We start from the raw sequence: 13079 nt of genomic DNA, 5'->3' as shown, positions 1-13079 counted from the left end.
GGGGTCCCCCGGGGGGGGGGGGGGGCGGGGCGCCGCCCCCCCCCCGCCGCCGTACGGGCCTTGAACTGTCACGCGTTATCGCCCATGCTCTCAGCGCCCCGGCAGGCAGACCGACCCGGAGGTCGCGATGACCCGTGCCCCCGTACTGGCGGAGGACCTCTTCGCCCCCGCCGTACTGGACGATCCCTATCCCCTCTACGAGAGACTGCGCGCGGCCGGTCCCGTGCACTATCTGCCGGGACTCGGTCTCCATCTGGTGGTACGCCACGCGGAGGTGCTCGACGCGCTCGACGACCCCGCCACGTACTCCAGCAATCTGCTCGGACTGCTGTACACGGGCGAGGACGGCGTCTCGCTGCTCGCGGCCGGTTCGGGGTCGGGCAGCGCCGACGTCCTCGCGACCGCCGACCCGCCCGCGCACACCGGGCACCGCCGGATCGTCCGCGGGGCCTTCGCCCGGGGCCGGGTGGACGCCCTGCGGGAGACCGTGGCGGAGCTGGTCGAGCCCCGGGTGGACAGTCTGGTCGCGGCCGGCGGCGGGGACTGGATGGCCGGGGTCGCCGGACCGCTGCCGACTTTGATGATCAGCCGGATCCTGGGACTGCCGGAGGCCGACGCGGACCGGCTGACCGCCTGGTCCGACGCGGGTGTCGAACTTCTCGGCGGCCTCGCGGGCCCCGACCGCACCGGGGAACTCGCCGCGGAGATCCTCGCCTTCACGGCCTATCTGCGCGAACGGCTGGAGGAGGCGCGGCACCATCCGTGCGGAGGGCTGGTCGACGAGGTCGCGGAGGCCTGGTCGGGCGGACTCCTGGACGGCGACGAGGCCGCGTCGATGCTGCTGCAACTGGTCACGGCGGGAGCCGAGTCCACCACGAGCCTGATCGGCGCGACCGCCCGGCTGCTCGCCGCCGACCCGGCGCTCCAGCGGCGGATCCGCGACGACGCCGGGCTCCTCCCGGCCCTGGTCGAGGAGGCCCTGCGGCTGGAGAGCCCGTTCCGGGGCCACTTCCGGGTCACCACCCGGGAGGCCGAACTCGGCGGTGTCCGGCTGCCGGAGGGCGCCCGGCTGATGCTGCTGTGGGGCGCGGCCAACCGCGACCCGGCGGCCTTCGGCACCCCCGACCGGCTGGATCTGGCGCGGCCCGCCGCCCGGGGCCATACGGCGTTCGGCCGGGGTATCCACTTCTGCGTCGGCGCGCATCTGGCCCGGCTGGAGGCGGTCGTCGCGCTCCGTGCCCTGCTGGACGCGACCGGGGACATCGCCCTGCGGCCCGGCGACCGGCCGTCGTACGTCCCCAGTCTCTTCGTCCGCCGCCCGGCCCGGCTGGAGCTGGTCATGACCCCGGCGCCCGGCGGTATCACGCGACATCACGGGGCCTGCTGACACCCCCGCACACCTACGCTCGGGGCGCACCGACAAGGCGTCTTCGGCGGAGGGGTACACATGATCGACGCGGTCTTCTTCGATATCGGCGGAACGATTCTCGACGAGTCCCGCGAGTTCGAGACCTGGGCGGACTGGCTCGGCGTGCCACGGCATACGCTCTCGGCGGTCTTCGGCGCTGGGATCGCCCGCGGTCTGGACTACCGGGAGACGTTCCGAACCTTCCGGCCCGGCTTCGACATCGTGGCCGAACGGGAACTCCGGGCCGCCGCCGGCGAGCCCGAGTCGTTCGGCGAGGAGGATCTCTACCCCGACGCGCGGGCGTGTCTGGCGTCCTTGAAGGATCAGGGACTGCTCGTGGGCCTGGCCGGCAACCAGCCGGCGTACGCCGAGCCGATCCTCCGCGGCCTCGGCCTCGCCGCTGATGTGATCGGCACGTCGGAGGAGTGGGGTGTGGAGAAGCCGTCGCCGGCGTTCTTCGAGCGGGTCGTCCGCGCGGGCGGTGGTGACGCGTCCTCGATCCTCTACGTCGGCGACCGGCCCGACAACGACATCCGCCCGGCCGCCGGGGCCGGGATGAGGACCTGTCTGATCCGGCGCGGTCCGTGGGCCCATATCCTCGACGTCCCCCCGGACACGGCCGGGCGGTGCCTGTTCCGGATCGACGCGCTGGACGAACTCCCGGACCTGGTGGCACGGCACAACGCGGCCCGCTCCGACGCCTGAGGGGCCTCACCCGAACGGCTCACCCGCATTGCCTCCGCCGGGTCCCCGGCGGAGGGTGGCGGGGATACGGCTGTACGGGGAGAAGGGCTGGTCGGCGGCTATGGCGGAGAAGGCCCATCGGGCGCACCACACCGACAAGCGGGCCCGGCGGATCGCGGAGTTCATCGAGCCGCTGCGGGTCCCCCCGGGCTCGGACGTCGATCTCGCGGCGGACTACGACCCCCGCTACAAGGCCCATCTCAAGAAGGGGCGGGGGGTCGAGCTGCTGCGGACGGGGGTCGAGCTGCTGGCCGAGTACCAGGCACGGCTGGCGGCCCAGGACACGTACGGCGTCCTCGTCTGTCTCCAGGCTCTGGACGCCGGTGGCAAGGACGGCACGATCCGGCATGTGATGAGCGGGGTGAACCCGCAGGGCGTCCATGTCAGCAGCTTCAAGGTGCCGTCGGCCGAGGAGCTGGACCACGACTATCTGTGGCGGTACGCCCGCCGGCTGCCCGCCCGCGGCGATATCGCGGTCTTCAACCGGTCGCACTACGAGGAGGTCCTCGTGGTCCGGGTGCACCCCGAGGTGCTGGACCGGCAGAAGCTGCCGCCGTCGGCGCGGCGGCGCGGGATCTGGGAGCGCCGCTACCGCGAGATCAACGACTGGGAGCGCTATCTCACCGACAACGGCTTCAAGGTCGTCAAGATCTTCCTCAATCTCTCCAAGGAGGAGCAGCGGGCCCGCTTCCTGAAGCGGATCGACCTGCCGGAGAAGAACTGGAAGTTCTCGGCCGCCGACGTCCGCGAGCGGCGGTTCTGGGACGACTACCAGCGGGCCTTCTCGGAGATGCTGTCGGCCACGAGTACGGAGTGGGCGCCCTGGTACGTCGTCCCCGCGGACCGCAAGTGGTTCGCCAGGATCTGCGCTTCGGCGGTGCTGGTGCACACCCTGATGGAGCTGGACCCGCGGTATCCGACCGTGGGGAAGAAGGCCCGGGACGAGCTGCTGAACGTACGGCGCGAGCTGGAGGCCGAGGCGCCGGAGGGCGCGGCCGATGATCCGTACGCCGCCGCGCATCCGGCCGGCGCCGGGTCGGGGCGCGGCAAGCGGGGCCGTAAAGCCGGAAAGGGACGCGGGGGCCGTAAGGGGGCGGGGCGGTGACGACGGCGCGCCGGCCGGAGCCCCCGGGCGGCGGGGCGCCCTGGTACGAGCGCGAGGCGGCGGAGGTCGCGGCGGCGTTCGGGGTGGATCCCGCGGTCGGTCTGACGGCCGCGCGGGCCGCCGAACTGCTGGCCGCGCACGGGCCGAACGCGCTGCCGGAGGAGCAGTCGCCGCCCGCCTGGCGGCGCTTCCTCGACCAGTACCGCAGCTATATGCAGATCATCCTGGTGGCCGCCGCCGTGGTGTCCCTCGCGATCGGCCAGTGGAGCACGGCCGTACTGCTCGCCCTGCTGACGGTGTTGAACGCGGTCGTGGGGCTGCGGCAGGAGGGCAAGGCGGAGAGCGCGATGAACGCGCTGAAGTCGATGATGCGGGCGACGGCGCGGGTCCGGCGGGACGGGGCGGAGTCGGAGATCCCGGCCGAGGGGCTGGTCGCGGGGGACGTCGTCCTGATCGCGGCCGGGGACCAGGTCCCGGCGGACGGGCGGATCGTGTCGGCGAACGCGCTCCAGATCGACGAGTCGGCGCTCACCGGCGAGAGCGTGCCCGCCGCGAAGGACGCGGCGAAGCTGCCTGCGGGCGCGGGCGGTGCCCCGTCCGGCGGTCTTTCGCCGGGCGAGCAGTCGAATACCGCGTTCATGAACACCCCGGTGACCCACGGCAGCGGGGTGCTGGTGATCACGGGTACCGGCGCCGACACCGAGCTGGGCAAGATCTCGGGCATGCTGACGGCGACCCGTGCGGAGCAGTCGCCGCTGAGCCGGCAGCTCGACCGGCTGACCCTGTGGATCGCCGGGGCGGCCGGACTGACCATGGTGGTGATGTTCGCCCTGGGCCGGACCCGGGGGCAGGCGTGGGACACGCTCTTCGTCAGCGCCGTCTCCCTCGCCGTGGCGGCGATCCCCGAGGCGCTGCCGACGGTGACCCAGGTGATCCTCTCCGTCGGCAGTCTCCATCTGGCGCAGCGGAACGCGATCGTGAAGGAGCTGCCTTCGGTGGAGACGCTGGGTTTCACCTCCGCGATCAACTCCGACAAGACCGGCACGCTGACGATGAACCAGATGACGGTCGTGGAGGTGGTCAGCCCGACCGACCGCTACACCGTGTCGGGTACGGGGTACGGGCTCACCGGCCGGATCCAGCGGGCGGCGGGCTCCACGGCGAGCGTCGAGGACGCGATCCTGCCGTTCCTGGTCGCCAATGACGCCCGGCTGGTCGACGGCGCCGTGGTCGGGGATCCGACGGAGGGCGCGCTGCTGGTCCTCGGGCACAAGGCGGGTCTCGACGTCGGCGCGACCCGGGACCGGCTGCCGCGTCTCGCGACCCTGCCGTTCGACCCCGACTACAAACTGATGGCCGTCTTCACCACGGCGCGGGACGAGTCCGGGCGGCCGGTGGTGCGGGTGTTCGTGAAGGGCGCGGCGCCCGCGGTCGTGGAACGGGCGGAGAGCGCCCTGGCGGACGGGCGGACCGTGCCGTGGGACGCGGAGCTGAGCGGGCGGGCGGCGGAGGCCGTGGCGCGGATGGGCGGCGAGGGCCACCGGGTGATGGCGGCGGCGACCCGGGATCTGGATCCGGAAGGGTTCGACGCCGGGGGCGATCTGCTGGGGTACGTGACCGGGCTGCGGATGACGGCGCTCGTGGGCATGGTGGACCCGCCGCGCGAGGAGTCCCGGGCGGCCGTGGCAGCCGCGCAGGAGGCCCATATCCGGGTCCGGATGGTCACCGGGGACGATGTGACGACGGGCGCGGCCATCGCCCGGCAGCTCGGTATCCCCGGCGACGCGGTGCTCGGCGCCGACTTCGCGGCCCTGCCGGACGGAGAGCGGCTCACCCGGATCGACACCATCGGTGTGGTGGGCCGGGTGGCGCCCGAGCACAAGGTGCTGCTCGCCGATGTGCTGAAGAAGAAGGGCGAGGTCGTCGCGATGACGGGCGACGGGGTCAATGACGCGCCCGCCATCAAGGCCGCCGATATCGGTATCGCCATGGGCAGCGGGACGGATGTGGCGAAGAACGCCGGGCGGATGATCCTCTCCGACGACAACTTCGCGACGATCGTCTACGCCGTGGAGGAGGGCCGCAAGCTCTACGACAATCTGACGAAGTACATCCGGTTCGTTCTGCTGCTGCTGGTGACCTTCGTCCTGACCTTCCTCGGCGCGACGCTCTTCAATATCGCGGCGGGTGAGCCGTTCACCCCGGCGCAGGTGCTGTGGATCCACTTCGTCGTCAACGCGCCGTTCGGCTTCGCGCTCGGCTTCGACCGGGAGAGCCCGGGTCTGATGCGGCGACGGCCGCGCCCGCGCGGGGAGTCCGTGCTGACCCGTCCCCTGCTGCTCTCCGTCGGGCTGAGCGGTCTCGCGCTGACCGTTCTGCTGCTGGCGCTGATCGTGCTGGGCGAGAAGCACTTCGGCAGTGCGGACATCGGCCGGTCGACGGCGTTCACCGCGTTCGCGCTCTGTCTGATCGTGGCGGCCTTCGAGTGCCGGAGCGAGACCGCGTCCGTGCTGCGGGCCGCCACGTTCGACAGCAAGCAGATGAACTGGGCGGCGCTGGCGGAGTTCGTGCTGGCCGTGATGGTGACCCAGCTGGACGGCTTCCGCCGGATCCTCGACACCACCCGGCTCGATCTCCGTCAGTTCGGCTGGGCCCTGCTGGCGGCGCTGGTCCTGCTGGTCGCCTGGGAGCTGGCGAAGCTCGTCGCCCGGCGCGCCCGGGGTACGGCACCGGGTGCCGCGGCCGAGCCCGCCCCTGCGCCGGGCATCTGACCGGGCCCGCCGCCGGCCCCCTCCCGACCGCTCCCGACCACCTCCGACCCCTCCCGACCGCTCCGGACCGCTCCGGACCGGCCGGGACGGCGTGCGACCCGAACCGCGCCCCTCCGTGAGCCGTCCGGCGCTCGGCTGAGCGGCGGCTTCTCCCCCGTGTGTCCCGCGGATGAAACCTCGCGGGACATTTGCGTGTTCTTGGGGACATCGTGGCTGTCGCGCGGCCCGCGACGACGAGGCCCCCTTGTTGCGGGGGTGCCCACTGCCCCACGATGAACGGCGACCATCGCCCCGTGCATGACAATGCCTGCCAACGGCCTTGCCATGGACGGGCGTTGCTGCTTCACGCACGTTTCCGGCACCTTCCTCAGCGGCGTACACCGCCGCCAGCGCAAGGGGAGACACCGTGGCACGACGGATCACTCGTATCGGCCGGGTCCTGCGCGTCAGACGCGCCGGGCCCGCCTCCACCACCGACGGCGCCCGCGGGCGCGGCGGACAGCGCAGACCCTCGCGGGCCGCGCTCTCCGCCCTGGCCGCCTTCTCCGGCGTTCTGCTGTTGTTACCGCTCGGCGCGGGCTCCGCGGGGGCTGCCCCGAAGGCCGGACCCGCCGCCGACCGGCCGACGGTCGCCGAGAGCAAGATCGAACCCGAGCTGCGGCGCCAGCTCGACCGCGGTAAGACGGAGTTCTGGGTACGGTTCGACACCGCCGCCGACCTGGGGGCCGCGAACCGGGCCGGGACCAAGGCGGCCAAGGCCCGCGCCGTGTACGACGCCAAGCGCGCGCACGCCGAACGTACCCAGGCCGGGGTCGTCGAGGCCCTGCGGAACGTCCGGGCCGAGCACACCGCGTACTGGGCCGTGAACACCGTCCGGGTCGTCGCCGACGCCAAGGTCGCCGAGGCGCTGGCCCAGCGGCCCGAGGTCGCCGGGCTCGACGCCGACGACACGGTCACCATCCCGAAGCCGGTCAGGGGCGAGCGGGAGAACGCCGTCGACGCGGTCGAATGGAACATCGACCGGGTCGGGGCACCCCGGGTCTGGGAGACCCTCGGGGTCCGCGGCGAGGGTGTCGTGGTCGCCAATATCGACACCGGGGTCGACTATCTGCACCCGGCCGTCAACACCCAGTACCGGGGCCGGGCCGCCGACGGCGGCTACACCCATGACTACAACTGGTTCGACCCGGCGAATATCTGCCCGGTCAAGGCCCCGTGCGACAACAACGACCACGGCACCCACACCATGGGCACGATGGTCGGCGACGACGGCGCCGCCAACAAGATCGGGGTGGCGCCCGGAGCGCGCTGGATCGCCGCGAAGGGCTGCGAGTCCAACTCCTGCTCCCAGGCGTCGCTGCTGGCGTCCGGTCAGTGGATCCTCGCCCCCACCGACGTCAACGGGGCCAATCCGCGACCCGATCTGGCACCCGACATCGTGAACAACTCCTGGGGCAGCGGCGTCCACAACCCCTGGTACAAGGAGATCGTCGCCGCCTGGCGGGCGGCCGGCATCTTCCCCGCCTTCTCCAACGGCAACAACGGCCCGGCGTGCGCCACCAGCGGCTCCCCGGGCGACTATGTGGCGTCGTACAGCTCCGGTGCCTTCGACATCAACAACGCCATCGCGAGCTTCTCCTCCCGGGGCGCCGGTGACGAGGGCGGCATCAAGCCCAATATCGCCGCGCCCGGGTCCAATGTGCGCTCCGCGATCCGCAACGGCGGATACGGATCGTTCTCCGGCACTTCGATGGCCTCCCCGCACACCGCGGCGGCGGTCGCCCTGATCTGGTCCGCCGCCCCCGCGCTCCGCGGCGACATCGCCCAGACCGAGGGGCTGCTCGACCAGACCGCCACCGATGTCGACGCCACCGCCTGCGGCGGCACCCCCGCCGACAACAACGTCTTCGGCGAGGGCAGGCTCGACGCCCTGGCCGCCGTGCAGGCGGCGCCCCGCGGCCCGGTCGGCTCCCTCGGCGGCACCGTGACCGAGGGCGGTACCCCGCTCGCCGGGGCCCGGGTCACCGCGGAGGGTCCGATCAGCCGGACCGCCGTCACCGGGGCCGACGGCCGCTACGCCTTCCCGTCGCTCTCCACGGGCTCGTACGCCGTGACCGCCGCCAAGTTCGGCTACCAGAGCGCGAGCGGTACCGCCGCGGTCACCGAGAACGCCGCCGCCACCCTCGACCTCGGGCTCACCGCCGCCGCCTCCGCCCGGGTCACCGGCGTGGTGTCGTCGGCCGCCGGGCCCGTCGCCGGGGCCTCGGTCTCCGTCACCAACACACCGGTGACCGCGACCACCGACGCCGCCGGCCGGTTCGAGGCCGTCCTGCCGCACGGCGAGTACGAGATCCGGGCCACGCATCCCTCCAAGTGCGTCACCGCGGGCAGTACCCGTGTCACCGTCGCCGGCGACACCACCGCGGCCGTGACCCTGCCCGAGCGCACGGACACCTTCGGATACGCCTGCGCCACCGGCGACCGGGCCTACCAGGCCGGGACCCAGCGACTCGCCCTCACCGGCGACAACACCACCGAGCGCGTCGAACTCCCCTTCCCCGTACCGCTGTACGGGAAGAACTACTCAGTCGCCCATGTGGGCACCAACGGCACCCTCAGCTTCGGCGGACCCCACACCGGCGACTCCAACGGATCACTGCCCAGCGCCGCGGTGCCGAACGCGGCCCTCTACCCGTTCTGGGACGATCTGCTGCTGACCGGCGAGGGCGAGTCCGCGGTCTTCACCGGCGTCACGGGCACCGCGCCGAACCGGTCGTACACCGTCGAATGGCGTGACGTCGTCCACTGGGCCGACCAGGGCAGGCGGTTCTCCTTCGCCGCCGTGATCGGCGAGAACGGCGGGGTGACCTACCACTACAAGGGCACCACGGGCACCGGCCTGGCGGGCGGGTCCAGCGCCACCATCGGCGTGGAGAACGCCACCGGCACCGACGCATTCCTCTACTCCCTCAACTCCGCCGTCCTCAGCGACGGTCTGTCGGTCTCCTTCCGCACCACCCGCCACGGCGTGGTCAACGGCCGGGTCGTCGACGCCAACGACGGCAAGGGCGTCGCCGGCGCCACCGTCGCCTTCGGCACCGGGACATCGGCGGTGACCGTCACCACCGGCGCCGACGGCGGCTATGTCGCCCAGACCCCGGCGGGCCCGCAGCCGGTGGCCGTGTCGGCACCGGCGTACGAGAGCGCGGACGGCACCATCGAGGTGGCGGCCGGGACCGTCGCCCGCGACACCCGGTCGCTGCGCACCGGACGGGTCACGCCGTCGAAGGCGTCGCTCGACGTCGTCGCCCCCGGCGACCAGCGGCGCACCCGGACGATCGAGCTGTCCAACCCGGGTCTCGGCACGGCGTTCACCGTCGCCGAGGACGCCCCCTGGCTCACCGCGGGACCGGCCGCCGGTGAACTCGCCACCGGGGCGAGGACACCGCTCACGATCACCGTGGACACCGCGGGTCTCGCCCCCGGCACGGTCCTGACGTCCGCGGTCAGGATCGAGTCCCGGAGTGGACGCTCGCCGGTGCTCTCGGTACCCGTCACGGTCGTCGTGCCGCGCTACCGGGCGGCGCTCGACACCGGCGCCCGGACGTCGTCGGTCGACGTACTCGGCGACACCTGGACCCCGGACCGGGCGTATACGAACGGCTCGTACGGCTACCAGGGCGCGTCCGCGACCCGCTCCACCGGTCGCGCGGTCTCCGGCACCGACGACCCGGGGCTGTTCCGCACGGCCCGTGAGGGCATGTACGAGTACCGCTTCGACGGGGTGCCCAACGGGGTCTACACGGTGGAACTCGGCTTCGCCGAACTGTCGTCGACCCGGCCCGACAAGCGGGTCTTCGACGTACTCGCCGAGGGCGTCCAGGTCCTGCCCGCCCTCGACATCGCCCTGGAGGCGGGATCGTACGCGGCGGTCCAGCGCGCCTATACGGTGACGGTCACCGACGGCACGCTGAACGTCCGCTTCGTGGCCCGGGGCGGATACGCCAAGCCGCTGGTCAACGCCCTCCGGGTGACGGACCGGCCGGACCTGGCGCCGCCGGCGCGCGCGGCCCGGTGACGACGACCGGCTGATCACCGGACCTCCGACGCCCCACCACCGGGGTGACCGGTCGTCATCCGGTACGACCGCACGACCGCACGACAACACGACGGCCCGTCGGGTCCCCTCGGGGAATCCGGCGGGCCGTCGCCGGTTCGGGCCGGGGAGGATTCGCTCGGGCCGGGGCCGGTGTGCCGTAGGGTGACACGTACGACTGGTTCGCCCCCGTCAGCCGGACGGGAGGCGTCGTAAGAGGGAACCCGGTGGGAATCCGGGACTGCCCCGCAGCGGTGAGTGGGAACGACCGCCGTCATACGCACTGGGTCCGTGACGGACCCGGGAAGCGACGGCCAGTAGGTGCCCGCCGGGAGACCGGTGGACGTGCCCGTGAGTCCGAAGACCTGCCCGTCGTCCGTGTGCGCCGGTGCGCGCACGGTCTTCCGGTGACCTCGAGGGCGGGTCGGCGACGAATGAGCGGCGGGGCCGCGGCGCGTACGGACGCGCCGGGCGGCACCCGTCCGCCGTGTCGTCCCTTCGCGTTCTCGTCCCGTCACCGGGACTCACAGGAGAAGACTCGCGAAGGAGAGTTCCGTGACCACGAAGTCCGCAGCCGCGGCAGCACGGTCCACCGTGTACGGCTACCCCCGTCAGGGGGCGGACCGGGAGCTGAAGAAGGCCGTCGAAGGCTACTGGAAGGGCCGTGTCACCGCGGCCGAACTGCGTCGCACGGCCGTCGCGCTGCGCGCCGCGAACTGGCGGTCGCTCGCGGACGCGGGCATCGCCGAGGTGCCGACGGGCGACTTCTCGTACTACGACCACGTCCTCGACACCACCGTGATGGTGGGCGCGATCCCCGCCCGGCATCGCGCGGCGGTCGCCGCCGACCCGCTCGACGGCTACTTCGCCATGGCCCGCGGCACACAGGAGGCCGCGCCGCTGGAGATGACGAAGTGGTTCGATACGAATTACCACTATCTGGTGCCGGAGCTGGGGCCCGACACCGTGTTCACGGCCGACTCCGCCGCGCAGGTCGGCGCGTTCCGGGAGGCCGCCGCGCTCGGCCTGACGGGCCGCCCGGTACTGGTCGGCCCGGTCACCTACCTCCTGCTCGCGAAGGCGGCCCCCGGCGCGCCCGCCGGATTCGAACCGCTGTCGCTGCTGGACCGGCTGCTGCCCGTGTACGCGGAGGTCCTGGCCGATCTGCGGGCGGCCGGCGCCGCCTGGGTCCAGCTGGACGAACCGGCGCTCGTCTCGGACCGCAGCCTGGACGAACTGGCCGCCACGGCCCGGGCGTACGCCCTGCTCGGCGGGCTCACGGACCGGCCGAAGCTGCTGGTCGCTTCCTACTTCGACCGGCTCGGCGTGGCGCTGCCCATCCTGGCCGACTCCCCGGTCGAGGGTCTGGCGCTGGACTTCACGGGACCCGCGGCGGCGAATCTCGCGGCGCTGGCCTCCGTCGGCGGACTGCCGGGCAGGCGGCTGGTGGCGGGCGTCGTCGACGGCCGCAACATCTGGGCCGCCGATCTGGAGCGGGCGCTGTCGACGCTCGGTACGCTCCTCGGCCTGGCGGACCGGGTCGACGTCGCCGCCTCCTGCTCGCTCCTGCACGTACCGCTGGACACCGCGGCCGAGCGGGAGATCGATCCGGGGATCCTGCGCTGGCTGTCGTTCGCCCAGCAGAAGGCGGCGGAGGTCGTCACCCTCGCCCGGGGACTCACCGACGGTACGGGCGCGATCTCCGCCGAACTCGCCGCCAACCGGGCCGTCCTGGCCGCCCGCGCGTCCTCGCCGCTGACCCGCGATCCGGCGGTACGGGCCAGGGCCGCGGCCGTCACCGGGGCCGACGCGCGCCGCCCGCAGCCGTATCCGGAGCGGGCCGCGGCGCAGCGCGAACGGCTCGGGCTGCCGCTGCTGCCGACGACCACCATCGGTTCCTTCCCGCAGACGACGGCCCTGCGCACGGCGCGGGCCGAACTGCGGGCGGGCCGGCTTGACCGGGCCGGGTACGAGAAGCGGATCCGGGACGAGATCCACGAGGTGGTGGCCTTCCAGGAGGAGGCCGGGCTCGATGTGCTGGTGCACGGCGAGCCGGAACGCAACGACATGGTGCAGTACTTCGCGGAGCGGCTCGCCGGGTATCTGGCGACCGCGCACGGCTGGGTCCAGTCGTACGGCACCCGCTATGTGCGTCCCCCGATCCTCGCCGGTGACGTCTCCCGCCCGGAGCCGATGACCGTGCGGTGGACTTCGTACGCCCAGTCGCTGACGGCCCGTCCGGTCAAGGGCATGCTGACCGGTCCGGTGACCATGCTGGCCTGGTCGTTCGTCCGTGACGACCAGCCGCTCGCCGACACCGCCCGGCAGGTCGCGCTGGCGCTCCGCGACGAGGTGGCGGATCTGGAGGCCGCCGGGACGGCGGTGGTGCAGGTCGACGAGCCCGCGCTGCGCGAGACGCTGCCGCTGCGGGCGGCGGACCGGCCCGGGTATCTGGCCTGGGCGACCGAGGCGTTCCGGCTGACGACCTCGGGGGTCGCGGCGGGGACGCAGATCCATACGCATATGTGCTACGCGGAGTTCGGCGATGTGGTCGAGGCGATCGACGACCTCGACGCGGATGTGATCAGTCTGGAGGCGGCCAGGTCGCATATGCAGGTGGCCCATGAGCTGGCGGACCACGGCTATCCGCGGGCGGCGGGTCCGGGGGTGTACGACATCCACTCGCCCCGGGTGCCGTCGGTCGACGAGGCCGCGGCGCTGCTGCGGACCGGCCTTACGGCGCTGCCGCCGGAGCGGCTCTGGGTCAACCCCGACTGCGGTCTGAAGACCCGGGGCTGGCCGGAGACGCGGGCGTCGCTGGAGAACCTGGTCGCGGCGGCCCGTACGGTCCGCGCGGAGACGGAGAAAGAGGCGGCGGAGGAGACGGGGACGGACACGGGGGCGGCGCCGCGGCGGTGACGGGACGGCCGGGCGGCTCAGGTGTCGATACCCAGG

6 protein-coding genes and 1 riboswitch are annotated in these 13079 nt (G+C 73.0%); all 6 genes read left to right on the top strand.

Features of this window, described 5'->3' with window-relative positions; translation table 11 throughout:
- The first annotated feature begins 127 nt into the window (after positions 1-127).
- The gene (locus ACFXG1_RS32050; protein ID WP_384745713.1) at positions 128-1387 is read left to right on the top strand and encodes a cytochrome P450; all 1260 of its coding nucleotides are present in this window, start codon (positions 128-130) and stop codon (positions 1385-1387) included.
- Between the two features lie 60 nt (positions 1388-1447).
- Positions 1448-2113: an HAD family hydrolase gene (locus ACFXG1_RS32045; protein WP_384716899.1), complete on the top strand. Its 666-nt coding sequence runs from the start codon at positions 1448-1450 to the stop codon at positions 2111-2113.
- 100 nt (positions 2114-2213) lie between these two features.
- Positions 2214-3257: a polyphosphate kinase 2 family protein gene (locus ACFXG1_RS32040; RefSeq protein WP_384716905.1), complete on the top strand. Its 1044-nt coding sequence runs from the start codon at positions 2214-2216 to the stop codon at positions 3255-3257.
- A complete protein-coding gene (locus ACFXG1_RS32035; protein WP_384716896.1) occupies positions 3254-6028 on the top strand; it encodes a cation-translocating P-type ATPase in 2775 nt (924 codons plus the stop codon). The genes ACFXG1_RS32040 and ACFXG1_RS32035 overlap by 4 nt, the downstream gene beginning before the upstream one ends.
- A gap of 406 nt (positions 6029-6434) precedes the next feature.
- Positions 6435-10106 carry a S8 family serine peptidase gene (locus ACFXG1_RS32030; RefSeq protein ID WP_384745711.1) on the top strand — a complete coding sequence of 1224 codons (3672 nt, stop codon included), beginning with the start codon at positions 6435-6437 and terminating at the stop codon, positions 10104-10106.
- 180 nt (positions 10107-10286) lie between these two features.
- A riboswitch (cobalamin riboswitch) is annotated at positions 10287-10512 on the top strand.
- A gap of 167 nt (positions 10513-10679) precedes the next feature.
- On the top strand, positions 10680-13043 hold the full coding sequence (gene metE / locus ACFXG1_RS32025) for a 5-methyltetrahydropteroyltriglutamate--homocysteine S-methyltransferase (protein WP_384745709.1): 2364 nt from the start codon (positions 10680-10682) through the stop codon (positions 13041-13043).
- Positions 13044-13079 lie beyond the last annotated feature (36 nt).

It is taken from the genome of Streptomyces sp. NPDC059248 (assembly GCF_042753905.1).
Lineage (GTDB): Bacteria > Actinomycetota > Actinomycetes > Streptomycetales > Streptomycetaceae > Streptomyces.
Note: the sequence above shows the minus strand (reverse complement) of the source record. Positions and strands in the feature narration are given on the sequence as shown.